Annotated in this window: 27 protein-coding genes; 4 read left to right on the top strand and 23 right to left on the bottom strand. The window is 39.2% G+C overall.

The window, feature by feature from the left end; all coding sequences use genetic code 11:
- Positions 1 to 8: 8 nt before the first annotated feature.
- The 14 genes from K357_RS09340 to K357_RS09770 form a co-directional block, all read right to left on the bottom strand.
- A complete protein-coding gene (locus K357_RS09340; RefSeq protein WP_051212058.1) occupies positions 9 to 908 on the bottom strand; it encodes a DNA/RNA non-specific endonuclease in 900 nt (299 codons plus the stop codon).
- Entirely contained in the window at positions 908 to 3,010 is a 2,103-nt protein-coding gene (locus K357_RS08740) for an ATP-binding protein (protein ID WP_211218940.1), read from the bottom strand. Before K357_RS08740 ends, K357_RS09340 begins: the two co-directional genes overlap by 1 nt.
- Positions 2,979 to 3,908, bottom strand: coding sequence for a DNA cytosine methyltransferase (locus tag K357_RS08735; RefSeq protein ID WP_211218939.1), 930 nt, complete (start codon positions 3,906 to 3,908; stop codon positions 2,979 to 2,981). The genes K357_RS08740 and K357_RS08735 overlap by 32 nt, the downstream gene beginning before the upstream one ends.
- Complete coding sequence (locus K357_RS0103720; RefSeq protein WP_028257517.1) at positions 3,898 to 5,166, bottom strand: site-specific DNA-methyltransferase; 1,269 nt, start codon at positions 5,164 to 5,166, stop codon at positions 3,898 to 3,900. Before K357_RS0103720 ends, K357_RS08735 begins: the two co-directional genes overlap by 11 nt.
- 2 nt (positions 5,167 to 5,168) lie before the next feature.
- Complete coding sequence (locus K357_RS0103715; protein WP_244869371.1) at positions 5,169 to 5,828, bottom strand: terminase; 660 nt, start codon at positions 5,826 to 5,828, stop codon at positions 5,169 to 5,171.
- 5 nt (positions 5,829 to 5,833) lie between these two features.
- Positions 5,834 to 6,187 carry an HNH endonuclease gene (locus K357_RS0103710; protein WP_028257515.1) on the bottom strand — a complete coding sequence of 118 codons (354 nt, stop codon included), beginning with the start codon at positions 6,185 to 6,187 and terminating at the stop codon, positions 5,834 to 5,836.
- A gap of 130 nt (positions 6,188 to 6,317) precedes the next feature.
- On the bottom strand, positions 6,318 to 6,740 hold the full coding sequence (locus K357_RS0103705) for an RNA polymerase sigma factor sigma-70 region 4 domain-containing protein (RefSeq protein WP_028257514.1): 423 nt from the start codon (positions 6,738 to 6,740) through the stop codon (positions 6,318 to 6,320).
- Positions 6,730 to 8,091, bottom strand: a complete 1,362-nt coding sequence (locus tag K357_RS08730; RefSeq protein ID WP_038113510.1) for an SNF2-related protein — start codon at positions 8,089 to 8,091, stop codon at positions 6,730 to 6,732. The genes K357_RS0103705 and K357_RS08730 overlap by 11 nt, the downstream gene beginning before the upstream one ends.
- Positions 8,072 to 8,353, bottom strand: a complete 282-nt coding sequence (locus K357_RS0103695; RefSeq protein ID WP_028257513.1) for a VRR-NUC domain-containing protein — start codon at positions 8,351 to 8,353, stop codon at positions 8,072 to 8,074. The genes K357_RS08730 and K357_RS0103695 overlap by 20 nt, the downstream gene beginning before the upstream one ends.
- Before the next feature lie 140 nt (positions 8,354 to 8,493).
- Positions 8,494 to 10,749, bottom strand: coding sequence for a phage/plasmid primase, P4 family (locus tag K357_RS0103690; protein ID WP_028257512.1), 2,256 nt, complete (start codon positions 10,747 to 10,749; stop codon positions 8,494 to 8,496).
- Positions 10,742 to 11,182, bottom strand: a complete 441-nt coding sequence (locus K357_RS0103685) for a DUF7768 domain-containing protein (RefSeq protein WP_028257511.1) — start codon at positions 11,180 to 11,182, stop codon at positions 10,742 to 10,744. The genes K357_RS0103690 and K357_RS0103685 overlap by 8 nt, the downstream gene beginning before the upstream one ends.
- Before the next feature lie 5 nt (positions 11,183 to 11,187).
- Positions 11,188 to 11,955 carry a phage antirepressor gene (locus tag K357_RS0103680; RefSeq protein WP_028257510.1) on the bottom strand — a complete coding sequence of 256 codons (768 nt, stop codon included), beginning with the start codon at positions 11,953 to 11,955 and terminating at the stop codon, positions 11,188 to 11,190.
- 74 nt (positions 11,956 to 12,029) lie between these two features.
- Positions 12,030 to 12,545: a hypothetical protein gene (locus K357_RS0103675; protein WP_028257509.1), complete on the bottom strand. Its 516-nt coding sequence runs from the start codon at positions 12,543 to 12,545 to the stop codon at positions 12,030 to 12,032.
- A 295-nt stretch (positions 12,546 to 12,840) separates the two neighbouring features.
- Positions 12,841 to 12,981, bottom strand: coding sequence for a hypothetical protein (locus K357_RS09770; RefSeq protein ID WP_162138911.1), 141 nt, complete (start codon positions 12,979 to 12,981; stop codon positions 12,841 to 12,843).
- 266 nt (positions 12,982 to 13,247) lie between these two features.
- Here K357_RS09770 and K357_RS0103665 point away from each other — a divergent pair, with 266 nt between their 5' ends.
- The 3 genes from K357_RS0103665 (at position 13,248) to K357_RS0103655 (ending at position 15,130) form a co-directional block, all read left to right on the top strand.
- Complete coding sequence (locus K357_RS0103665; protein WP_028257508.1) at positions 13,248 to 14,507, top strand: hypothetical protein; 1,260 nt, start codon at positions 13,248 to 13,250, stop codon at positions 14,505 to 14,507.
- Positions 14,508 to 14,717: 210 nt separating this feature from the next.
- Positions 14,718 to 14,912: a hypothetical protein gene (locus K357_RS0103660; protein WP_156004883.1), complete on the top strand. Its 195-nt coding sequence runs from the start codon at positions 14,718 to 14,720 to the stop codon at positions 14,910 to 14,912.
- Between the two features lie 14 nt (positions 14,913 to 14,926).
- On the top strand, positions 14,927 to 15,130 hold the full coding sequence (locus K357_RS0103655) for a helix-turn-helix domain-containing protein (protein ID WP_028257506.1): 204 nt from the start codon (positions 14,927 to 14,929) through the stop codon (positions 15,128 to 15,130).
- A gap of 350 nt (positions 15,131 to 15,480) precedes the next feature.
- Here K357_RS0103655 and K357_RS0103650 read toward each other — a convergent pair whose 3' ends face one another.
- From K357_RS0103650 to K357_RS0103605, 9 genes are all read right to left on the bottom strand, one after another.
- Positions 15,481 to 16,782: a 5-methylcytosine restriction system specificity protein McrC gene (locus K357_RS0103650; RefSeq protein ID WP_028257505.1), complete on the bottom strand. Its 1,302-nt coding sequence runs from the start codon at positions 16,780 to 16,782 to the stop codon at positions 15,481 to 15,483.
- Complete coding sequence (locus K357_RS09335) at positions 16,782 to 17,762, bottom strand: McrB family protein (protein ID WP_028257504.1); 981 nt, start codon at positions 17,760 to 17,762, stop codon at positions 16,782 to 16,784. Before K357_RS09335 ends, K357_RS0103650 begins: the two co-directional genes overlap by 1 nt.
- 2 nt (positions 17,763 to 17,764) lie before the next feature.
- The gene (locus K357_RS0103640) at positions 17,765 to 18,628 is read right to left on the bottom strand and encodes a hypothetical protein (RefSeq protein WP_028257503.1); all 864 of its coding nucleotides are present in this window, start codon (positions 18,626 to 18,628) and stop codon (positions 17,765 to 17,767) included.
- Positions 18,629 to 19,771: a DNA cytosine methyltransferase gene (locus K357_RS08715; RefSeq protein ID WP_051212055.1), complete on the bottom strand. Its 1,143-nt coding sequence runs from the start codon at positions 19,769 to 19,771 to the stop codon at positions 18,629 to 18,631. It abuts the gene before it with no gap.
- Positions 19,772 to 19,773: 2 nt separating this feature from the next.
- Positions 19,774 to 20,424, bottom strand: a complete 651-nt coding sequence (locus K357_RS0103630; protein WP_028257502.1) for a DNA-3-methyladenine glycosylase family protein — start codon at positions 20,422 to 20,424, stop codon at positions 19,774 to 19,776.
- Between the two features lie 359 nt (positions 20,425 to 20,783).
- Positions 20,784 to 22,226 carry a 23S rRNA (uracil(1939)-C(5))-methyltransferase RlmD gene (gene rlmD / locus K357_RS0103620; RefSeq protein WP_071838033.1) on the bottom strand — a complete coding sequence of 481 codons (1,443 nt, stop codon included), beginning with the start codon at positions 22,224 to 22,226 and terminating at the stop codon, positions 20,784 to 20,786.
- On the bottom strand, positions 22,219 to 22,899 hold the full coding sequence (locus K357_RS0103615) for a TerC family protein (RefSeq protein WP_038113508.1): 681 nt from the start codon (positions 22,897 to 22,899) through the stop codon (positions 22,219 to 22,221). The genes rlmD and K357_RS0103615 overlap by 8 nt, the downstream gene beginning before the upstream one ends.
- Positions 22,900 to 23,076: 177 nt before the next feature.
- Positions 23,077 to 23,739, bottom strand: coding sequence for a YjbE family putative metal transport protein (locus K357_RS0103610; protein ID WP_028257499.1), 663 nt, complete (start codon positions 23,737 to 23,739; stop codon positions 23,077 to 23,079).
- A 306-nt stretch (positions 23,740 to 24,045) separates the two neighbouring features.
- A complete protein-coding gene (locus K357_RS0103605; protein ID WP_028257498.1) occupies positions 24,046 to 24,840 on the bottom strand; it encodes an ADP-ribosylglycohydrolase family protein in 795 nt (264 codons plus the stop codon).
- Positions 24,841 to 25,230: 390 nt separating this feature from the next.
- Between K357_RS0103605 and K357_RS0103600 the strand changes: the two genes are divergently transcribed.
- The gene (locus K357_RS0103600; RefSeq protein WP_028257497.1) at positions 25,231 to 26,601 is read left to right on the top strand and encodes an MATE family efflux transporter; all 1,371 of its coding nucleotides are present in this window, start codon (positions 25,231 to 25,233) and stop codon (positions 26,599 to 26,601) included.
- The last annotated feature ends 57 nt before the right edge of the window (positions 26,602 to 26,658 follow it).

Raw genomic sequence — 26,658 nt, 5'->3', positions numbered from 1 at the left:
TCGCCTCCTTACTGATTTTCGATAATAACGCTGGTTCGATAGTTGGTTCCAGTTTCATCTTTGTATGTGATGTAAACCGTTGTTTCGACCAGATTGCCAGTTTCGTCATATTCTTCCTTGATAGAAGAAATCTCACCATCGGTTTCATCCAATCGGTCTTGAACAGTTTCTTTGCCGTTTTCTGGAACTTCATCTCTAAGAGAACCATCCAAATTGTTATCAAACTTATACACGGTATCTTTACCATCATTCGTAACGATTGTGGTGATTTTATCAGGTCTCGCAGAATCACCGCTATACGTCATTTCAGTCTTTGTCGTTACTTCTTTTCCTTCATCCAAAGCAGATTTAATATCGTTTTCCATACGTTTGTAGTCGCTTTGGTTGATTTTAGAATCCATAGCAACGAGATTTCCAATGCCACCATCTCCATTCATATCACGACCAACGATATGGCCTCCTTGGTCATTCGGACGGCGGTTTTCGCCTCCAGCCTGTCGTTGAGCTTCATTATCACGAGGATTCTCTGGACTACGCACAGGCTTTGCTTCGCAACTGATAATTCTTCCATTTTCATCAGTTGTATAGACATTCCCATTCAGCTCGTAAGTGGTATTAGGTTGGAGCTTGCCATCAATACTGTAGACATCTCCGTTATCATCTGTCTTGTAGCTTACCTCATTCAACACATAGGTGTTATTGGGAATCAATCCTCTATCCTCAGTATGATATTGCTTACCGTTATCATCACAAAGTTCATCAGGAATATCGCTCACATAAGCTGCCAACGAACTATCATCAGTGTTGTCAATATTATCAAAGTTCATCCCCGCAAGCTGCTTTCCAATCGGAGATTCAGCAAAACGGTTTTGGAGTGTTTCAGTAACATCCTTGAAATTGTCGATCATTATCTTACACCCCTTTCTTTGATATAGTTCACCCATTTTAGATAGAGCTTCTGTCTAATCTCGCTCTCGTCCTGCTGAGTACTCATATCTTTCATAAAGCATTGACTCAACGCAATAATTTTTGCTTTAGATGCTTCTGGTGAAATCTGCAGTGCAATTTTTCTGAGCATATTTGTTAACTCGTCATCATCAGCTGCCGTGAGAACACAATTTTCTACCTTAGTTCTTACACCAAGAATGTCGGTCAATCGTCTGGATAAGCAACAGAATTTTTCATCAGACCATAATTTAAGGGACTTATTCTCTTTATACTCTGCGATTTGTTCTTCGACAAATTCTGTGTTATCAGTAGAAAGAGCAAGTGTTCCAAGTCCCTTTTCAATATCCAAAATAGAATAATCAAGTTTCTCACGAACTCTGCCCTGAAGTAATAGATTTACCAACTGCTCACGAATGTTGTTTTTTTCCGTTCCCAATACAGTAACTAAAAAGTCATAGTTTTTTTCATCAAGTTCACACTTATTTACCTGAACAAGAATAGGCTCAGCCCAATCATTTTGGTAAACTGCAGCAACACCACGTCTCAGCTTTGACAACTCATCAATCTGTTCATCATCAAGTCCTGCGGCATATCCGACTAATTCACGGTCGCTACGGTCTGGTAGACGTAGAACGATCTTGGTATTAGTATTTCTAATGACAGACATATCCAATAAGCCAGGAGACTGGTCTGCAATAACAAAGCCCTCACCATAAGTACGCATCTCTGCTATTGAGTTGGCAAGCAACTCTACAGACTTACCGAGAAGATTGGACCCCTCCGAGGTTTGTTCAGTCGATGTACGCTTCAGCAGATTATGTGCTTCTTCCAAAACTGTAATATGTGACAAGGAGCTGTTGATCTTTCCAGAAGACATCCGGTATTCATTGAGCTTCATTATGAGCAATCCCATAATGAGAGATTTAGTTTCTGTAGATCCAACACGACTCAAATCAACAATCACACTTTTGTCAAACAAGTCTTCGTTAGATATTTCATCGTTGCAGAAGATAAGATTATTCAGTCCTGTTGTCAAAGAACGAACACGAGTTAAAAGAGCACCAGAATAATCGCCCTTACTGTCAGTGGAATACTTAGATTCATTGATAACTGCTTCAATTTTCTCAAGTATATCTGCGAAATTCGGGAACTTATGTCCGTTTTTGTTTTCCGAAGAAACCAAATTCCAACCTGCAGCTACATAAGCACGTTCGATAGCATCTTTCAAAATAGCAGGCATTGCAGCATACATGGGCCAACACACATTAAAAATTTCTACAAGTCTATCCATATGTTCCAATATGTGAACATCATCTGGAAAACTGAATGGATTGATTTTCAGTAATGAAGTTTTTTTAGGGTTTGTACCATATACAGACACGTCTGCAAATTGTCCGAACATATTCTTATATTCACCCTTTGCTGGTTCCACAACAAGGAACGGGATTCCATAGATATTATGGATTTGATTCAAAATCTCGTACACGGTATTACTTTTACCAGAGCCAGTAGACCCTGTAACAAAAGTGTGCATTGTCAGAGAGTTTATATCAAGATTTACAGGAGTATTAGTTTCTGTTCCCATAGTGAAGATATTTCCGAGACACAGTTCACGTTGATTTACTCTCTTGCCATAAGAAACAACTTCTTTTCCAAAATCTGCGTGCTCAATTACAGGAAAACCGCATACAGATTTTCTCGGTAGCCCCATCTGAATAGCCAATTCGTTACTGCTCAAAAGAGAAGATGCAGTAACAGGCAAGTATCCCTGCTCAGTTGTATAAGCAAATATAGGATGAAGAAAGTTTGTAATGTACTCTCTCAAAAATGGTAACTTAGCTTTGTTTTGACGTCCCCAATAGTTAATAGCAGAAGTTTCTACACCAGATTTTGAGCCTTTCATAAGAGCTTTATAAGTTCCTGCTGCCATTTCTGCTGTTTCTTGGCTATCAGAAAGAAAATATGCGGCACATTCCCACATACCACTACTTTCACACTCATCCAGCCGCTTCAACTGCAAATCGATTCTATCAAGGGTATTGAGCAAAGTTTTCTGTTTCATATACGTTATGTCTTGCGTTTCTCGAACCTTCAGAAGTGAATCGCACATCAAAGCTTTTTATATCTTCTACGATAAAAGGCTGATTATTTCCCCCTGTTCCATAGGTAGATAAGACGGTCTGCGATACAGTCAAAGGTCCCCTATACCTGGCATCTTGTCCGTGATTTTCAAACATCAGACCGCAGCCTGCATCTTCAGTGCCTTTTCCAAAAGTGCGGGAAGTATTTTTCCACGTAGGGAAGCTCTTTTCAGAATACCCAGACACGCCTTCTGACTCAAATAATATTTTTCCGGCACACCAATCTGCAAAATCTGCGACAAGGTAGATACGTTTTCTTCTCTGGGGAACTCCCCAAAATTGAGCATCAAATTGTCGCCAGGCAACGGAGTAACCATCTCCCAGGATTTTGCCTGCCGACTTCCACTTATCAGGTTTAGGCACAGACACTGATTTGTCTTTAATTTTACAAACCTCTTCGAGGACAGCTCTGAAGTCCTCTCCTTTATTGGAGCTGAATGCTCCCGGGACATTTTCCCAGACGATAAATCTTGGGGAGTGACCATTGGTTTTATACCTCATTTCTTTTATGATGCGAACGGCTTCGTAAAATAAACCGGATCTGGCACCGCCAAGACCGTCACGTTTCCCTGCAACACTCAGATCCTGACAGGGACTGCCAAACGTAATAATATCCACGGGTTCTATGTCGGCGCCGTTCATCTTAGAAATATCCCCGTAATGCTTAACCTGCGGTAGTCGTTTGGTAGTAACCCGAATCGTGAAAGGTTCAATTTCCGAACTCCATATCGGAGTAATACCGGCAAGTAATCCGCCTAAAGGAAAACCCCCGGAGCCATCAAACAAGCTTCCGAGGGTTAGTCCGGTATTATTTTTCATACATATCCTCCACCTCTTTGACGAGGTCGGAGTAAGTACATTTTTCTCCGTTTCGAATCGTGAATACATTCTCTTTATCCCCTGTATCTTCCACATATCTACGAAGAATAACAGAGGCATATTTTTCATCAAGTTCCATCGTACAGCAGATTCGATTCGTTTTCTCACAAGCCATCAGCGTAGAACCGCTTCCACCAAATGTATCTATAACAATGGCATTTTCACGACTGGAGTTTCCTATAGGATAAGCAAGTAAATCCAGCGGCTTTGAAGTTGGATGATTTTTATTTTTCTTTGGTTTATCAAAGTTCCAAATAGTAGTCTGACTTCTGCCTGCAGCCTTGCTCCAGTAATGCTTACCAGGTAAGAAACCATAAAGGACAGGCTCATGCTGCCACTGATAATCACTTCTACCTAATACCAGTGAATTTTTCACCCAAATACAACAGCCGCTTAAACGAAAACCTGCATCAATGAAAGCCCGTCTGAAATTCAAGCCTTCCGTATCCGCATGGAACACATATGCCGAACCGCCATGTTCCAGATGATTGGCCATATTCGTAAAAGCGGAAAGTAAAAACTCATAAAATTTGTCGGTATCCATCTTGTCATTCTTGATGGACAGTCCGTCCGAACTTTCAAAGGCTACATTGTAGGGCGGATCCGTAATCACAAGGTTCGCTTTCTTACCGTCCATCAGTGCCACAACATCTTCACTTACAGTTGCATCCCCGCACATAAGCCTATGCCTTCCCACTGTCCAGATATCGCCTTTTTCCACAAAGGCTGCTTTTTCAAGGGCTGCAGATAAATCGTAGTCATCGTCTTTCACGTCAGATGTATCATCCTTGCCAAACAAATCAGCAAGCTCACTCTCATCAAAACCCGTGAATCCAATATCAAAACCTTCCCCTTGAAGTGACTCAATTTCAATGCGCAGCAATTCTTCATCCCATCCTGCATCCATGGCCATTCTATTATCTGCCAAAATGTAAGCTTTTTTCTGTGCTTCCGTTAAATAGTCAACAAAGGCACACGGAACTTCTTTGATGCCTTCTTCTTTTGCAGCCATAATTCTGCCGTGTCCGGCAATGACGTTATATTCGCTGTCGATAATCACAGGGTTGATGAAACCAAACTCTCGTAAACTGGAACGAAGTTTCATAATTTGTTCTGCAGAGTGAGTTCTGGCATTATTGATATAAGGGATAAGCTTAGAAACCGATACCAGCTGCATTTTTGTTGTCGTCTTACTCATTATTACCTTCCTTCCCTGGCTCTTAAAAGTCGTTCCATCAAATCATCCTGCGGTGCTGTATCATAATCGGTACTGCAGTTTTCTTTTACAATTTGGAATATTTCATTCCAAAGCCGTACCGCCTGGTTCATATAGTTAATACCAATATTAATAAACGATGATGGTATCGGCTTTTGTGTCGTTGGATGTTTGGACAGAAATCCCAATTTATTAGTCATCTGCTCACACTGAATCCAACGTGCGGAACACATGGCGTATCGTTCAATCAATTGTGTCGATACTTTAGATGCACAGCCAATTTTCTTGAGCCACCGCCATGTTTCCTCATAAATTTCCGATGCCTGCAGCTGTGAACCATCACGCTGCTCAGCCGATAAAAAATCATGCGGTTTCGGCATATCCACACCTTCCACCTCGGGAATATCCAAGACCTCTAATTTCCTACCTCCCGGATTCCCATTGTTTGCTTTATCTTTAACAGCCGACTTCTTTCGTCCGGCACCCGGTCTGGCTCCTCCACGGCCTCCAATATTATTTGATTTTGTAGGTATTTTGCACACCTCCTTCAATTGCCCTTTTGATTTCGCCGTTTTTATACGTAAGACCCCACGCCGTTGTCCACATAAAACCATTTTAGAGATGCGACCGCCCCCGACCGTCATCCATCTTATCTATCTCCCATCTCAAGATGAATTTTTGTGTGACATGACTGGCACAAGGACATCAAGTTATCTGTACTATGCGTTCCTCCTTTTGACAGTGGTACAATATGATGGACTTCCTCTACAGGGACTGCCTTGCCATGTTGAAGGCACATCTCACATAATGGGTGAGCTTTAACATAACGGTCACGAATTCGTTTCCATGCTCTACCGTACTTTTTGTTAATATCGGTAGGACGCTCATAGGTCTGATACTGTTTATCCATGACTTTCTTATGTTCATCACAGTACGTACTATTTTCTTCTGCCAATCTCGCACACCCCGGATAAGCACAGGGACGCCTTGGTTTTCTCGGCATCTCTTCCTCCTTCTTGCTACAATAAAAGCCCTCATAGGATTACTCCTGTGAAGGCTTTTTGCTTTTGTCTATTTTTCTAGCCTAATACTATCACACCCCAGGCTGCGAATTCTAGATGAAGTGGGGTGAACTAGGGTGAACTGGGGTGAAGTGTTTCAAAATGCGTAACCGCTCTCACATGAATCATTTGTGTCCACCGGGGTGTATAATGCAGTTTCTCGGCAATCTCCTTCATAGATAGCAGCATAATATAGCGATATCGAAGAACCATAGCCTCACTCTCATCCTGAATAACATCAATGGCACTGTCGATTTCTGCTTTTACTCTTGCCAGCTCCAGATAATCAGCTTTAATTTCATGCTCCAGGTCTTCCGCTTTTTGCAGATACTTTACAAAGGGTGCTTCCGTATTGCGTGAAGCCGCATAATGTTCTTTAAATCCCGGGGGCGATACAGAACAGGCAAGCTCTTTATAATACAAGACCTTTTGCTCTTTGATGCTAATATTTCGTTGCAAAACATAGGGCCGATTCAAGAATTCCTTAGACTCCATCATGACCTCCACCGATTCTTGCTTTAACGGCCTGAATCAAATCGTCTTGTGTTTTCGCTTTCATCCGTAACACCCGCATGACATCTTCATCAATCGTATCTTTGACAATAATATGATGAATAACAACAGTATCCCTCTGCCCTTGTCGCCATAATCTCGCATTGGTCTGCTGATAGAGTTCCAAGGACCAGGTAAGTCCAAACCATACCAGTGTAGAACCGCCGCTTTGTAGATTTAAGCCGTGACCTGCACCGGCAGGATGAATCACGGCCACAGGAACAGTACCCTCATTCCAATCCCTGATATCCTTTGAGGTTTTTATTTCACGAACATGAAACCTCTTCCGTATTCGCTCCAAATCATGATGATACCAATAGGCTACCAGTACAGGTTTGCCGTTAGCACCTTCGATAATATCTTCAAGCGCATCCAGCTTACGATCATGAATATGTACGGCTGTTTTATCCTCACTGTAGACAGCACCGTTAGCCATCTGCAAGAGTTTTCCCGAAAGCGTAGCCGCATTGGCTGCATTAATTTCTTCGTCACCTAACGCCACCACCATTTCCTTTCTAAAGGCATCATACACCGCACGTTCCCTATCGGAAAGGGTGACCTCCACTTCGTTCATCATGCATGGCGGTAAGTTAAGAAAGTCCACTGATTTCATGGAAATGGTCATATCCGCTATCAGACGGTAGATGGCATCCTCCGCACCAGGGCGTGGCTTATAGGAGAATATCATCTGCTGATTTCGTTTATCCGGCACAAAGAAGGCATTTCTATAATGGGTAATATATCGTCCCAACCGTTCTCCCCTGTCAAGCAGTCTGAACTCTGCCCATAAATCCATGAGTCCGTTACTGCCGGGTGTTCCCGTCAAGCCAACAATCCGTTTAACCTTAGATCTGACTTTCAAAAGGCTCTTGAATCGTTTCGCCGATGCTGACTTGAATGACGATAATTCATCAATGACAACCATATCGAAGTCAAAAGGAAATCCACTCTTACTCACCAGCCATTCCACATTTTCACGGTTAGTAATATAGATATCTGCCTTTCTTCTGAGTGCTTCTTTTCTTTCCGTTTCACTCCCTACTACAACCGAATAGGTTAGCCCTTTCAAGTGATTCCACTTATTAATTTCACTGGGCCATGTATCTCTGGCAACCCGTAATGGAGCAATAACCAAAACCTTACTCACATCGAATGAGTTAAACATCAAATCGTAGATAGCTGTCAGGGCTATGACGCTCTTCCCCATACCGCAATCAAGGAATACTGCCGCCACAGGATGCTTGAGTACAAAGTTCGTAGCATATTGCTGGTACTCATGAGGCTTGTATTGCATCAATGACACCTCCAATCATCTCCCGATTATCCACTACATAACAAGAAAAACCTAACATTGTCAGTTGCTTGATTCTTCGTTTCTGTAAGGCTCTCGGTTTCCGCCCGGGAGCTTTAAGTTCAATAAAAGCCATTCTCCCCAAGGGAAGAAGTACCAATCTGTCAGGCACGCCATCAAACCCGGGAGATGTAAATTTAAGGCACATACCGCCTGCCAGTTTTACAGTCTGTACAAGCTTTTGTTCTATGTCTTTTTCACGCATTCGTGCCACCTCCATCAGTAATTTATTAAGGGTGGTGCCACCCTACGACTGTCATTTCCTATACTTATATATAGACTTATTTTTTAGCTCTATAGAAAAGGATAGTAAATAGCTGTCATAAAGTGACACACCTATAGTTATTACGTTTCTTCTATAAAGTCAGCTTTCAATTTTAACCCCTTGATGTATCTGCCTTTTCTGTCTCGAAACCTGTCATAACCAGCTACTTCCAAGGCGGTATAAAAATCGGATGTACTTCTTGCATACTCACCCATCTGATTACAGAAAATACGATACTCGTTATATACGTCACCGGATTTCTCAAAATATTTTGCATCTACTTCGCAACGCTCAGCTATAAAATTTGAAAGCCAGTCATTATTTTCCTTATAATGCTCAATGGCATCATGCACCTTCTGTGGCGGTTCTATTCTGTAGTTGTCCGTAATCACCTTTCTTGCTCCCTCAATGACCCAGGCAAGAATGACCCCACCTGCCTGCTCAAACAGATAATCCGCATAATTCTTAATATCCGCACTGCCTTCTATCTTGGCATCGAAAGGAATAACGATAAGTCTTCGCCATGTCCCTTTGTCAATGGCGCCTACCTTTGGCAGATGATTTGTATACAGTACCAGTGTATGAGTCGGCGTATAGGAGAAAGGATCTTTATACTTCTTCTCGGCATAGATTTCATCAGTCGAACAAAGCTGTTTTACATTGGCGGTATTAAGACGCATACCTTCTTCAAGTTCCGCCGCAATCAGCATCCGTTTTCCCTTAGCCTCTGCCAGTTCCGGTTTGACATTTCTCCGGCATCCTACGGTCAGCATATCGGCGGAGATGTTTCCCGAATAGGTACCTAGGACTCTGGCTATCACGTTCCAGAAAGTCGACTTACCGTTTCGTCCTTCTCCGTAGGCAATAATAAGGGCTTCCACATAGACTTTACCGATAGCGGATAATCCGACCATTTTCTGCACATACTCGATGAGATCTTCATCACCTAAGAAGAATGTATCCAGTGCCGCCTTCCAGATATCAGCCCCAACCTCTGACGGATCAACCGTTGTCTGTTTCGTAATAAAATGCTCCGGCTTATGTTCCAGGGGAGCATGGATGCCCCGGCGAAGGTCATAGGTATAAGTGGGTGTATTTAACAGAAACTCATCGGCATCCAGAGTACGTTGCTCTACTTCCAGCATCGGCCGTGCCTCTTTTAAGGTAGCTGCGATATTCTTGGAATCCCTTCGCTTGATGGCATACTTCTTATACGCTACCGCATCTTCATACATGTCATAGGCATGAACCTGCGGTTTACTCATCATTTGAGCCGCCTTTTTCGCACCGACCGACACTAAAATCTCCATACCGCCATTCTTAACCATCTCCTCCATGGCTTTCTGCATTTCGGTTTCAGCCTCTTGCAGCTGTCGTTCCGTCAAATTTTGTGAAACACCTTGTGCCTTCGGTTTCGATTCTTCCCAAAAGCTCCCGTTATAGACCATATAGTCCGTGGACGGAGAATAGCGAAGAATATCTTTATATTCATTAGCCAAAACCAGTGCCTGCCCTACATCAGAAAAATCTTCGGGCTTTAACCTGCATCCGGAATTGTACCGTTCGGGCGGAATATATCCTTCCTGCAAGCTGACCTTATCACCGAACTTGGATGCACTGCGCCAGATAACTTGAAGTTCACTATCCGGCAATGGCGGATTACAATGTTCAGCTTTTTTAAGAAACAACTGATAAGCCTCAGCTGTATTGCCAAACCGCTTAATAATTCTCCCTGCAATATGGCTCATGGTACTGTTACGGCTGCCTTCTTTGATTTCTTCTGTAGCCGCATCAAAATCTGCAAACTCATCTTCTTCCAGATATTCAATAATTGTCTTGTTGCCTTCATAGATTTCTACATTGTTAGAATCATTGCCATAGAGAAACCTGGCGGAATCTAAAGCGTTGGTATCGTAATACGGAAAAACCTGGGCAACCTTTCGTTTCAAGGCTGCATACGTTTCTTCATCAGTCACCTTTGAAATAGGGAAGAATACATGAAACCTAGGTCTTGCGACTTTATCTCCCTTCGCCAAGTTATGATGTCTGCTATAGGAGGCTGCAAAGGCGACTTCCGGAATCGATAATGCGATATCAAAAGGCGTCAGCCATTCTTCCGGGTTCTCCGAATGGTCATTATCACAATCAAAGGGAATACAATCCGACTCTTCAAAATTGTCTTTACTGCGGTAGTAACCTTTATACTTGGCCGTCACATGATCCATTTTCGTAGCCTTGCTAAAAGAGTCTTTATCTGTAATACACATCTTATTAGGATACAGACAATTCCCACTGTTACCGGTACAGTCTGCTGTATAAAGTGTAAAATCAAGCATATGCCTCTACCTCCGTCATGGCATGGTCAAACCATCTGGTCTTCATTCTCCGCTTCCTGGCAAGACCAATCTCATGAGCCATACCCCGGCTTACAATACCACCAAAGACCCAAAGCTCTGTACATTTACCAAGAAGTACATAGTTAAAGTGCATGGCTAGTTCTCGTTCTGAGTCATTGGCATCATCCATAAATTGTGGGTACAAAAGATGTGGCGTTACAGGAATGGCATGACTATCCATTGTAAAACGACTATATTTCTTAGCATTAGCTACATTGTTTTCCACGTCACCTGCATAGGGGCTACATACATATACCAAGGGAAGGTAGGCAGCCTTTTTATCAGCTACCGTTTCCTCACGATAAATATTGGTAAGTGCCTCATAGGTGGTCGGGTCGTAATAACCCTCAGAGTTAAACTTATCAATGCTCATATAGCCTAGTCCTCCCGTTCGATTAGCGGATAAATATTTTCACTCTTAAGAAGGTCATATAGGAACAATCTACCCTTTTGCGTCCAATAGGTATGCATCACACTTCTGTTCTCATCGATAGCATAGGTTCTGGACTGCGTATAGCCACACGTTGCATAATGCTGATATAAAAGCCAGGTCTTTCTAAACTTATACTGAACACCGAGAGCATGAAGTAACGCATTGAATCTTTGACCGCTCATTCCATAATCTTTTGCAATTTGTGTAATCGGTACAGTATTCGTATTCTGCAAAATCAAATCATAGTAACTTGCTTTTGGTTGCATTTCCGCTATTTGTTGTTGCTGAGCTAAACTTAAGCATTCAAACTGTTTTCGTTTCTCCCGTTCTTCCTTAAGCCGGGTAAAAGCCGCGATGGCAAAGTCTGGATTTTCCAAAATCTCATCAATAGCATACATACCATGCTTGCGGATAGACGGAAGAACTTCTGCCGTTACCCAGTGCTTAAACTTTCTAGCATTCGGCATCTTACTGGACAGGATAAGACTGTAAAGTCCCGATTCGTTAATAAGAGTTGTGTCCTTATTCTGATTACCATCAAAAATCATGGTCTTGAGTCGATTCTCTACTGCAACATGACGGTTAATATCTCGACTACCGTTTTGGTACCCGAGGATAGCTGCCACATCCTTACCGACAAACATAACCTCACCATTTACCGTTGCGGTTCTTACAGAGCCAAACTCAGCATTGTTAAATACTTGTAATTCCATTCGAATTACCTCCTTAATCAAATCAAATGATTGGAGGGTCTTTTCCCTCCTACTTAGTAGCCTTGGGAAAAGGGTCAAAAGGACGTTTTTGAAAAAACTTTTTTTAATGTATTGAGAGCACGTCTATATCGATGACTGACATTATTAGCACTATCCTTGATAGAGGCTGCATATTCACCCACAGTTTGTCCGTCAAGTACAATAGCAATAACCATATCTGCTATATCAGGCTTTAAGACTTCACGAATTTTTTTACAAACAGATTCATACTCCCACTGATTTTCACGCTCAATAGATTCTTTGCAAAAAATCCTAGAATCAATAACTTCATCCATCAAAGGTTCAGAAACATCCAAGCTATCAGCATCATCATTAAGTTGTGCATTACTATTCCCTCTATGACGGTCAAACTTATGCCAACTGTTGTAGTCGGGTCTATTGAATTGAACTTCAATTTCTTCTTGGATTCTCTTTTCGTAATCCTCTTCACTTTCATCTTCTGAGATAGAGATGTTCAACCATTCTTCAAGCTCCGTTGTTTCAACTTCAATGGTCTGGTATGCATTCTCGTAACGCATCTTAATCTTCATAGTGTTCCTACCCTTTCTGCCTGGTTCTTGCAGAGGGGCATAGGAAACAAATAAAGGCCGGTACCTATAGAAGTACCGACCTAAAAAGTCTAAGACGCCTAAATTAGACATAAGGAACTAAGGGTACTTCTATCCGTACTCATCCATAGATTTTCTATAGATGGTACCGATATCTGTATCCCAATGCCCTTATAGCTAATCAGGCCTTGGCGATATTTATTATTTAATATTTTCCCTAACGGGAAGTGGACAGGCTGATTATCAAATCTGTCACTGGCCACGATAATTACCATACTTACTTACGTCTGCTTGCTCTTGTCTGTGCTAACGCACTTCCTGCTACAGATTTTGATGTCTTACTGTAGCGTCCATCACGAAGAACTTTACTTGCTTTAGAAACAACTGTTTTGGATGTTTGCTTTGAGTTCTTAGCCATTGCCATCCACCTCACTTTCTTTTTGAAGATTTTTATTATTTTCACGAGTATTTCTTCGCATTTACGTAGTTTATATTGCAGAATGTAGATTTACACATATTTTTAAGATATAATAATTTTAAAGTGACTAATACGGTAAAACTGAACTACGCTATCTCAATCTTCACTTATAAACCTATAGTAGCTAAGGTTTCCGTCAACAAGTAAAAATGCTGTTTTTAGCTTTCTAAGCTTTCTAAGCTTACTAATTTAAGGAGGTTGTAAAGATGACCCCAATAAATACACCATATCTTTGCGGAGGAATACTATTTTCACTGATCCTTCAAGCAAGAAAACCACGAACAAAAGCTAGAAATAAACTTAAAGGTGGATCTGACGGTTTGAAAGACACCGATGTAATGATGGGGTTAGTCGAAGTAGTGACAGGTAATTGTTTTGATAATGCACAAGGTTCAACTTTTAGTAAATGCACTACAATGTTCAAAACTTGCCAGGATTACGGGACAACTTATATTCCATTCACTGATCCTTTAGTTATCAACTCTTTTAGAACTCTAACAAATAAAAAAGACCCTGTTCTTCTAAAAAGAATAACAGGGTTTATAGAAAAATTTATTAATGAGAAAAAGGCTGAATGGCTAGTTAAGGCTATTCTAGAAATGCTGCAAAATGATACTGAAATCCAAGATAATACTAATTTCATGATTTCAGCAACTACGAATATAACGAAAAAGGACATACAAAGTATTACAAAGGTCGAGCTTCCTTTCTTATTACTTTCCGTTTTGAATTTCATTTTAAATGAGCGAGCCGATAATACTAAAGGGCGTGCAACATTTGAAGCTTGGCATGAGCAAAAAAGCACAAAATCCCAATGGGTATATATTAGTAATATTGGTAATACTATAAGTTCTCCAATAAACGTAATCATGAGCAGCGACTCTAGTAAATCGGCAGAAACTATAGAAAACTATACTGAACCTGTATCTACAAAAAAACTAACATTAAATATTGATGAGCTAAATAAAGAAGACCTCCAATATTTAAAACAAATCAGAAAACAGGCTAAGCCTCTATTAAAATATTGTATTGATACCGATCCTACTGGGCAATACACTAAACTGTCACTTTCTGATGAACTTTCTGCTTTTAATCATGATTGGCAATACGAAATTCGTGAAATAAGTAATTTCACGCTTCGTTCTTTGTTAAATGATATTATGAAAGTATTCGATGAATACACATATTATATTTCTGATAAATTCTTACGCTTACATCATTCCAAAAATTTCCTATGGTTTAGAAATGAATCAGCAGAAGAAGGCCAACAGCTACGAGAAGTGCTTCGTCCTGAAACGATTCGATTAAGGACAGAGATGCGCAACTTATATATACGTTTATATCCTCTTCCTGAAGATGATACCAAGATTGAAAATACCACTATTCAACAACAAACTAATATCATTCAAAACGGAAATACTAATGTCAACATGACAAATAACGAAACTTTAACCATTAAGTTGTAGGAGCATTCGTAATGGATACTAAAGATACTCTAATAACCGATACTTCTGCCCCACCGACTGTCCAACAAACAGGAGGGACATAATATTAATGTAAATAACCAGATTACAGCAATGACCTTCAGGCAATATCTTGCAAAAAAAGCAGTCCACGACCCCGGATTCCTTGTGATAGATACGCCTCTTCTGGGATTAGACCAAGGTGTATCTGATTTGTCCCCTGAAAGCATGAGAACAGCCTTATACACCTTCTTCACAAATCATCAAGATTGTGGCCAAGTAATACTTCTTGATAATATGAATAATGTTCCGGATATAGACTTTGAATCCACAGGAGCCAATGTTATCACCTTTACAAAAGGTTTTGAACCAGGCAGATACGGATTCCTTATGGATGTTACAGATTAATTGGAGAATATAAAATGCGAATCAGCTATAACAAATTATGGAAAATGTTAATAGACAAAGAAATGAATAAAAACGATTTAAAGGAAGCGGCTGGAATCAGTGCAGCATCTATTGCAAAACTTGGTAAGGGTGCAAATATCACTACCGATGTTCTACTTAAAATCTGTGAAGCTATGGATTGTAAATTAGAAGATATCATGGAAACTATAAAAGATTAATTGAGACGGTTTTATGATTGTATCTATCACTGATGACTTTAATTTTAAAAAAATATATAACAGTGGTCAATGTTTTCGTTGTAAAGTACTTGACACTACTTACAGATTTATAAGTGGGTATATATCCATGATTACAACTAGGCTAAAAAGCTGATTTTCGAGTATATAGAGTCTTTTTACAACACCGTTAGGATATAAGGCCATTGCAATTATATGTCCATTGCGGAGTTTGAAAAGTTCTACCGAAAGAAGCTACAAAAACAGTTAAAAATTACTTAATCAAGCATTTTTTTATATCCAAGGAATCTCATTTTAGTTTTCACAAAATCTTGACATAGGAGTAGCCCACCTCACAGAGCTTCAATAAACTTAGCAAGATTAATTAAAGCTCTCTTATTTTCTTTTGGTGTAGCTGTTATCTGCAAAGCCCAAAAGTATAAATTTATATCTTTATTTCCGGCAAAATTTAATTGATATTGGCCGATTGGTGCCGTTCTCTTTCTACTTGCTGGATATACGAGAACAATGCTATTTGCATTTACACGAGACGCATAATAATACTGCTGATAGATATCTGGATTTGCAGCAATAAAATCTGGCACATCCCTATCTAATACATTTCGGTACTTATTCTTTGTATCAATAACAACTCGATGGGAGTCTTTATCATAATAGCCATCCAGTTCTATATTTTTCTTATCAATCGGAATGTCTACAGGACCAACCCCTAATGTAAAAGTCTTCTTTTTTTCAAATCCATCTTTATAGATTCGTTTTAGACCTACGTTAACATAGAATTCAAACACTTCATTCATATCTAGAAGAAACTCTGGGAAATTTGACGCCCCGCTTCCAGCTAAAGGGTCATAGCCCAAAAGGATGAATTTTGAAAAACGTAATGCTTTCTCATAGTCATCTCTTGACAACGCTGTGGCATCACTTACATTTGGAAATTCGTCTTTTACCACTTCATCGATTATTTCCACATCTTCGAAATAATCAGCGGCACATAACAAAAGTGGTCGAATCCATTCTAATTGGGTCAATTCAGCTGAAAACAGAAGTGCCTTTTTAATCACCTGGTTAATTAGAATATTCTTTACGGATTCTGATTTTTGAACATGAAATGAATCATAAGCCGGATTCTTATCGACCTGTTTCTGAATATTTAGTCTTCCAGTTATTCTCTGACTAATAGTATTGTTACAGTCAATCTCCGTTAACAAACCATTCGCATAAATCTCCTCTGTTGCTTGAAGTAATGAAACAACAAAGTAATCTACAGCAGCGATGTTCTCTTCATCGTTCAAATTATCGACAATAACCTTTTTCGTGTCTGCTGCAGATGAGACGTCCTCTGCTTGCGATTGAAGATACAAAATCTTGCCAAGTGTCAACTCTGGAATCATTGAATTAATAAATAACGTTACTTCGTCATAAACAATTACACCCACGTGGGAATTGGCATTCATGCAAAAGCCTTTTCCTCTTCCATATGAAATAGTAAAAGGTTCTATTCCATTTGTACTGACGTAGTCAAAATACATTGCAGTAACAATTCGATATAATATTTCTTCCGACATCTCGCCATTTTTTACAGCATCAAAATCACGAAGATACTTACTTTCCCATTGTTTTATATTTAGTAACACTATGCATTCACCGCCTTGCTATTCTTTAACCCAGATAAGAATTCTATAACTTCATCACAGTTAATAGAATATCCATACATAATTTTGTCCCTGAGTTTTGGTCCAAGCAAAGCACCTAATACCTCTTTATTAAATCCGCAATAACTCTCAATTTGAGGAAAAATAGTCTCAGTAAATATTCTTCCAATGTCTTCTTTTGTATATGGAGTAATCATGTCATTCTTGCGAATCCATAACACATGCCCCAACGTAAGATTTTTACCTAACAGCGGATGCCTTGTAATTTTTGCATTCAAAATATTAAAACAATCCACATACTCCTCGATTGTCAAGTCAAGTTCAGGTGCAAAAGACGCCTTAGAAACTATAGTATGTAGCACTGTATCAGACGGATATACTGCCAAGAATCTAAAACGTCTTCTAAATGCAAAATCTAACTTAGCCAATGTTTTGTCCGCTGTGTTCATAGTACCTACAATCACAACATTTTGAGGAATTATAAAATCTATTTTTTGTTTTGATGTTTTCAAAGAACGCCTACCCTTGTTTTCCATGAGATACATTATTTCACCAAAAACAGCAGTTACATTTGCTCTATTTATTTCATCAATTACAAATAAACAAATCTTATCCTTATACTCATTCTTTGCCGCCTCAATACAAAAATTTAAAAATACACCACTTTCATATTTAAAGCCACCTTTATCTACATCCGGAACTATACCTTCGATAAATTCTTCATAAGAATAACCTGTGTGAAACTGGATTATTTTAAACAGACCAAGATTGTTTCCTAATCTATCAGCCAGAGAATCAATCATGAAAGTTTTACTTGTTCCAGGAGGTCCAAACAAGATACAATCACTTCTACCTAGAACCACATCTACCAACTGATTGATATCTGTATTTTCAATTTTATTTTCTATGCTTACGGCACTAAACTCTGCCTGTTGTAAAAATTGCTCTACTTTATTTGGCATTATTACTCCTCCCATAAACTTTTATATATGTCAACAATATTAACTTTTTCTTTACTTGTTCCAGTTCCTGCCCCGCCAGCTGATCTCTGAAGGTAAAAAAAAGTCTTTTCTTTTGGATGTTTCATTATTAGATTCAACCAGTATTTATCCTCATTTCTTTCTGTTGAATCTATATACACATATCCTGCTATAGCTAAGAAAGCTAACATCTCATTGATTTTTCTTACCTTATCCGAACTAAACGCGGAGCCATTTCCAACCTCTCGAGCATCAATAATTTTGTCCACTGCCTCACTACAATCCTCTGTAGGAAGAGGTTGCAGAAAAGAGTAAATCTCTGCTGCGGTTATATATGAAGCGTCTCTTCCTTTCTTTTCAAACAAAGTCACTAACGCTTTTATTATCAACAACAGCGGTCTAATTCGACGTCCAGATTCCACCCAGGCTTCACAATCAGAATACGCAAGATGCGGATAAGCAAATGTCTTAATAATATATTTATAGAATTCTTGTTCACTAACTCTGCCTTCGGCTAAAGCTCTTCCAAATCCTGTCATCATGATTTGTTTTCCATAACCTTCAGTTTTAAGCAAGTCTGGCGGAACGCAAATATAAAAAGCACTAAACAGTCTTGCCTTGTTTCTAAAAACAGACCCTTCGTTGTTAATATCAAGATTTCCACTCTCTCGATCTGGCATCCATGCCGGATGTCCAGTATTCAACGTAAGCTCATCTGTAAGACGGCTCATTTTAGAATTCGCACCGTCTGTATTCTCGCCCTCAAATAACAAAAGAGAGGCCGCGGCTTGCTGAATTATTTCATAGGGAGTAAAAGTCTTGAAGTGTTCAAATTGCCATTCTATCATTTACACTTCTCCCATATAATCCATCAATGTTAATTGCTTAGGTTCTTTGTTCCCTCCAATTGCATTAAACTTTACAATATGCTTTGGAACTTCTTTCACAACTGGATGCTGAACTTTTCTGAGATCTGCGTCAAAATCAACATCCATATCCAAAATGTACGACTTCACATAAGAGGCAATAAAATATGCCAACAACGGGGGAACCGCATTTCCTACTTGTGTAAACTGTCTTGACATTGTGCCGCATAATTCAAAATCATCAGGAAATGTCTGAAATCGAGCGCATTCTCTCGGAGAAGTTGTCCGCGGTAGATAAGGGTGTAGATGTGATCTTCCTCCACCATTTTCACCACCAGCAATTACTGTTTTTGCTGGCCGATGAGGGTCTAAGCGGTCAACTCTTCCTTTATAATCCCGCTCACCATATTTCAACTTGTCATATCTCGCGATTGATTCAGGAGTATGTTTCCTAAGCTGATGGTTAAGAGGATTGCTCGGAAAATCTGCTAATGCATCATCCACGGTAAAAATTCTATCCATCTTTACTGTCTCATCATTAAACATTGGAATTTTCCCTTTAATACGAGTACCAATTACTATCATTCTCTCTCTGTACTGTGGAACTCCAAAAACATGTGCATGAACAGCACATGGAGTTGAATATACATAATCTGGATTCAAGGCTTTTAGTGATTCAGAAAGGAATTTGCCATCATTCCAGGAAATCAGTGCTGCAACATTTTCAATCACAAATACCTTTGGACGAATTTCATTAATGAGCCTGATATATTCAGGCAGCAGATTTCCTTTCTCACTATCCAGGTCTCCTTTTCTTTTATACCTCTCGTCATCTTTAAAAAAACGTTGAGAAGCCGCCACGCTAAAAGGCTGACAAGGGGGGCCTCCACTGATAATATCAATTTCAGTATCCCCAAGCATTTCCTTTAACGTTTCAAGGGAAAACTTTCTGACATCACCATCACAATCAGGTGGGCCGAAAACTTTAATATTGGGATGATTCATCTTTAACGTATCACAAGCAAACTGCTTGATTTCCACACCTGCTACTGTCTCAAATCCAGCCCATTGAAATCCCAAATCAATACCACCACACCCGGCAAATAACGACAAATGTTTTAACATAATTATTCCTCATATCTTTCAATTTTTGTAAGTCCACTATCCAACGCTCTATATAAATACCTTGCAGCTATAGATGAGTAAGGGCTCCATATAGAACATTTTGGGGACAAATCTTGCTTTGATATTTCATCTAAATCATACAGCCATTTGTATGCTTGTAAGAATGCAGCATCCTCTGTCGGTAAAATGTCTAATCGCTGAAGATCAAACAACAGATACATCTTGGCAGTCCATGGACCAATGCCTCTGATAGCTGTTAGCCTTTGTATCACTTCTTGATCATCGTAGGAGTCTAATTCTGCCAAATTAATGTCACAATTTAAGACTGCATCAGTAAATATTTGAATATAGTTGGTCTTTGAATTAGACAAACCAATTAAACGCAATTGCTCATAACTCAATGCCTTTACGTGATTTGGAGTTACATCACCGTTGCATAAACCAATTAGTCTTTTAGTAATAATTGCTGCAACTTTGTTTGAAAGCATCTGTCCAATTATTTCTTCTATTACAAAATCGTACTGATTGTCATGGTAAGAACATTCGATATATCCAATTTTATCTATCAGCCATGCAATTCTTCTATCTTTTGTCTTTAGATATACTATCGCTTTGCTGTCCGCGACCAAAGTGATTTTATGTGCTTTATTCATTTCAAAGCGCTATCTCCACTCTTTACCCACTCTTCCAGCTCAGACCTCTTAAATTTCCAAAGCTTTCCTATTTTATGAGCAGGCATCGCTCTTACCTCGCCTGGCATAATCGTTTACCTCTAAAATAGTCTACTATGTTTTGCACTTATATTTATATGTTAAGTAGGTTATTTTTCCACTTAAATATCGTCTAAAAAGTATCTCAACATTTTTGTCGATACAACCTACTTCAACAGTTTTATCTATACAACCTTCAAAAAGCCTCAGACTTTATACGGTTTTCAGGCCATTTTTCCATCTCAAATTTTGGCCACATCAAGTCTTCGAAAAACCTATGTTTACTAAGCTTTTACACACTTTTAATTCTGTACTTTAGTCAACAAACTTACGCACTCAACATGACTCGTCATAGGGAACATATCCACTGGTTGAATGAGTTTTGTTACATAGCCGTATTCTTTTAAAATTGCTATATCACGCACCATAGACGCAGGATTACAGGATACATATACCAATCTACTAGGCTGCATGGCTACAGCTGCTAGCAATACTGGTTCTTTACAGCCTGCCCGAATGGGGTCAAAGACAATCACATCTGGGCGAACGCCTTTTTTATACAGTTGTGGCATTACGTCTGCCGCATCACCAACAATAAATTCACAGTTAGAAAAGCCATTGGTCTTGGCATTTGCTCTCGCATCAATAATGGCTGGCTCTACAATTTCAATACCAATAACACGCTTTGCCTGTTTAGCCAATAGTAACGATATCGTTCCCGTTCCACAGTACGCATCGATAACCGTTTCATTACCAGTTAACTCTGCCAATTCTAAGGCTGTTTGGTATAGAACGCGTGTTTGTTCTGGATTCACTTGAAAGAACGAATGGGGTGACAAGGTAAATGTTAAATTATCGATAGTATCCTCAATGGTTTCATTGCCATATAATAAGGTGTTTGTGGGCCCCATAATCACATTTGTCCGTTTAGGATTATAGTTTTGTACAATCGATGTAACTTTTGGCAATCGTTCACGAATCATCGATACCCATGTATCCGCTTGAGGCAATGTACTAGTAGCCGTTACCAATATAATCATCCATGCATCATGACCAATACGTCCAACAATATGTCTCAAAACACCTGTTCCCGTAGTTTCATTATATGGTTCAATCTGTAATTGACATGCAATATCATAGCAAACCTGTGCAATCTGATTATTTTCTTCTCTTTGAATATGACACGATGTACCTTGCACGATATCGTGTGATCCCGTTGCATAAAATCCCATACGAATCGTATCGATTGTACCGCCTACAGGCATTTGCATTTTATTCCGATAATGCCATGGGCTAGTAGGTCCCAATGTAGGTTGCACCACGTCAGGACACATATGTCCCATACGTTCCACCATATCCTTTACTTTTTGTGTCTTCAAGTCTAATTGGCCATGATAGGAAATATGTTGCAATTGACAGCCCCCACAGTTGCCATATATGTCACACATAGGCTCTACTCGTTCTTTACTAGGTTCTATGACACGAATCAACCTTGCCGTGGCATAGTTCTTTTTCACCACTTGAATTTGGCATTCCACCACTTCATGTGGTAAGGCGAAAGGTATAAATATAGTAAAGTTATCGATGCGTCCTACTCCTTCACCACTAGTCCCCATGCCATGAACAGATACGATATAGGTATGGCCAACAAGCACTGGAGCTGGCAAGTGATTCGCCGTCCCAGTGCTTGTACATGTAGATTTACTTTTTTTTGTTTTTTTACGTACTTTCATATGCTTAGTCATGACTTTCACCAATTCTATTTTTATACTTAACAATAGAAGCAAGTAGTAATACTATAATGATGCAAAGCACCTTAATCCATATTTCATACCCTATAATGTAGGGTTGTAATAAGGCATCTTCTATAATCATTTCGCCTGCAACCCAACCTAATAAAGCACCACCGGCATACAGAATAATTGGAAATCGATTAATAATCTTGGCAAATAAAGCGGAACTGAAAATAATGATAGGGACGGTAATCAACATGCCTACAATAACAAGTTCTAAATGCCCTTGTGCCGCCGCCACAACGGCCAATACATTGTCAATACTCATCATCGCATCAGCCATAACAATTGTGATAATAGCACCACGCAACGAGTTTCTAGCTTTAATATCTTTGGTTTCATCGCTATCTGCTAACAGTTGTATAGCAATCCATAACAGTACGAGTCCACCAATGATATGTAAGGCCGGAATAATATGTAAGGCTTCTACTAATACAGTCGCCATCAACAATCGTAAGGCAATAGCACCAAATGTCCCCCAAAAGATAGCTTTTTTCTGTAAATCTGGATGCAATTTTCCAGCAGCCATACCGATAACAACCGCATTATCTCCTGCTAACAAAATATCAATAATAATGATTTTACCAATGACTAACCACGTGGCGATTTCTAAAAATTCAGTCATACTCTTTCCTCTCTATTCTATCCACTTGTCGCTGTAACATCCACTTACCATAGCCTCGTAAAGAGAGCGTTACACATGTAGTATATATTTATTATATACCATTACGCATAGTATCACTATACGCACAATCTAATGAGCGATGTACTTCTATCGATTATATCACCTATAGATAGGTATTTATGCTTTTTTCAAACGATTGGTAATGATGGCAGCACCGACCACTAGGATAACACAAGCAATGCTAATGATGGTTTGATACGCCGATAGCATGCTTTCTACAATTGGGACTTCTAACATCATACCTGCTCCAACCCAAGCTAATATAGCACCACCTACATATAAAATAATAGGGTACCGTTCAATGAGATCTACAAATAAGGTACTCCCCCATACAATAATAGGTACGGTAATCAACATGCCAACGGCTACAAAGGTCATGTGTCCATCCGCAGCGCCTACAACGCCTAGCACATTATCAACACCCATAATACCATCAGCAATAATAATCGTTGTAATAGCTCCTAATAAACTATCTTTTGCTTGTACTGTATGTTCTGAGTTTTGATCTAATAATAATTTATAGGCTATCCAAAGTAACAACACACCGCCGACCAATCGCAATGCAGGAATTGTATTAATTGCTTCTATAAAAAGAAATGCCATTACCAAGCGCAATAGGATGGCACCAACAGTGCCCCAAAAAATAGCACGTTTTTGATATTTTGGTTGTAAATTTTTAGCCGCCATACCGATAACAATCGCATTATCGCCGGCCAATAAAATATCAATGATTAAAATTTGCAATAATACTAATAACCCGGTTAACGAAAACATTTCCATGTTGTATCCTCCATCCATAATTATGGCGTATCCACTCCCATACATCGAACATCATCGATAGTTTTATTATACCATGATTCATAGCCCGTCACATATAAAAATAGTATGCCTACAGTAGTTATACCCTTATCAACACGGATAATGGTATCAACATACCCATAGGCATACCTACAATTATTTGTACTGCATTGTCATTCGTTAACGCTCTATGACTGCATATGACAAGACGTTAGCATATAATGCCTATAGCACCTACGTTAGATGTAAGTATCTTCATGCCATACGCTATACACTACCTATACGATTCTACTTTTTATGAGCAGTATATTTAATTTCAAAGGCTGTTAAAATACGAGTTAATCGTTCATCAAGAAATGTACCTGCTTGTTGTCTAATAGCATCTGGTACACCATAATAGGCCTCTGCTATACTACCCGTAATAGCTGCAATCGTATCGCTATCACCACCGATAGAAATGGCATTACGAATGGCATCCTCAAAATTTTTAGATTCAAAAAAAGCTGCGAATGCTTGTGGTACACTGCCTTGACAAGAAACATCAAACTTATAGGTATCTCGTATCGCATCTAATGTAAAATCGATAGAATAATAGGTATCATTAATATATGTATATATTTCATCCATACTCTTGCCCGTACGCGCTAAAAATACGGCAACCGCTACCGCTTTGGCCGCTTTAATGCCTTCTGGATGATCGTGCGTCACAGCCGTCACTGTCTGTGCCAGATTCATTACTTCTTCTATCGACTCCCCTGCATAACCGCATCCACCGACACGCATAGCTGCACCATTCCCCCAACTATTATATGGCTCTGGTGTTTTACTTTTTATCCACGCTTTAAAACGTTTCCCATATCCTGCACGTGGATATGCTTTACCAAGTTCTTGCATGCTCTTAATGGCATACGATGATAATTCATCATAGTTGTCGCAAGTCATTAATGCGTCACAAACAGCTAAGGTCATCACTGTGTCATCAGTAAATCGACATCGTTTACCAAAAAAATCAAATTCTTTCGTTTTGATATTGTGCCATTCAAAACGTGACCCCACAATATCACCAATAACTGCACCAATCATAGTATCCCCTCCTTAACATGTAAATAATATATGAAAAATATGTAAATACTATTATATAAAAACCACTATAATATGTAAATACTAAAGCAATACTATATAATTCTTAGTTTCAATGCATCATTGAACTTACTAGAATACTTCTCCATATGCCATATGTATTGATAGTAACATGTGTCATACATGTTTGACTACTACAGAGAAATACACTGTATCGGCCTATCAATTCATTGCAGAAATGATTATTTTTTGTTACAATAATATGTATTGTAAGGACTTACTATTGTCATCATTTCTATGTAACAATGTGACAACTAAGTCCTTTTCTTGTTTGCCTATTATCAATCTATTAGAAAGGACTGTATAGTTATAGACTATACAAAATACTTATATATGAAACAAACCTATACGTATCTACAAAAGATCATTCAGTTTTTAAAACTATTTACGCCTATGGCTATTACACAGTTTTCCTTATTGGCTGGATCCTTCGTAGCTTTATTTTTAAGTGGTCAATATAGTACAGCTGATTTAGCCGGTGTATCCATTGGCTATAATATTTGGATTTCTATTTATACAGGGTGCATGGGAATTCTCTTAGGGATTACTCCTATTATATCTCATTTATTAGGAGCTAATAAGTTAGAATCTATGCGCACGATTATTCAGCACGGTTTATATGTAGCTACTGCTATGGGAATTTTCCTATTGCTTGTTTGTGGCTTATGTATGGATAATTTTCTAACCTTTTTACATATGGAATATGATGCCTATGTAGTCGCTCTAAAATATTTAGGTGGTATCGCGTTTGCTATTCTTCCTTTGCTATGGGTATGTGTTCTTAGAAACACGGTAGATTCTCATGGATACACACACTACTCTATGTATGTCACTGTATTTACTTGTATTATTAATATCATATTTAACTATATTTTTATTGCTGGGCGATTTGGGTTGCCTGCGCTGGGCGGAATGGGTGCTGGTTTCGCAACCGCTCTTTCTGTATGGCTTAACTTTCTCATCTATTGCGCTATTCTTACATACAATAAAGCCTTTCGCCATTATAAAATTTTCACGCACTGGGTCTCACCACAATGGACCTATATTCGAGAACAATTAAAAATGGGTATCCCCATCGGTATATCTATTTTCATGGAAGTAAGTATTTTTTCTATTGCTGGTCTCCTCATGGTTCATTTTGGCACCAATTATGTAGCTGCTCATCAAGCTGCGTTAGGATTTACTAATTTATTTTACTGTTTTCCTTTAAGTATTAGCATGGCTTCTACGATTGCCGTCGCCTTTGAATTAGGCGCTAATCGGCCTAAAGACGCCTTGCACTACTCCTATGTAGCTCGTGGATTGGCCATTGTCATTGCCATCGCTATATGTTCTTATACATTTACCCATATGGAAACTATCGCCCATATGTTTACCAATGATAGTACCGTAGCCACATTAATCATTAGTTTCTTAAGTTATGCCGTATTCTTTGCCGTCATCGATGCATTCGGCACCCCATTACAAGGCATTTTACGAGGCTATAAAGATGTGAAAATCATTTCCTATATTGCCATTTTCTCCTATTATGGCGTCGGCTTACCAATTGCTTATTTTCTTAGTCGCACTCCATCATTTGGTCCCTATGGTATTTGGGTAGGTCTATTGAGCAGTGTCATCATGGCCGGTGTTTTATTCACGTTCCGTACCTACTATATTCAACACAAGATTTTCCCACTATCTCATAAAAACAGGATACAATAATCGTTTCTATACCTCCAATTATACTCTTACAATACTGTAGATTTTATAATCACCTAT

The sequence above is a fragment of the Veillonella montpellierensis DSM 17217 genome, assembly GCF_000426745.1.
In the GTDB taxonomy this organism is placed as follows: domain Bacteria; phylum Bacillota; class Negativicutes; order Veillonellales; family Veillonellaceae; genus Veillonella; species Veillonella montpellierensis.
The sequence above is the reverse complement of the archived record's forward strand: the minus strand, read 5'-3'. Positions and strand labels throughout refer to the sequence as shown.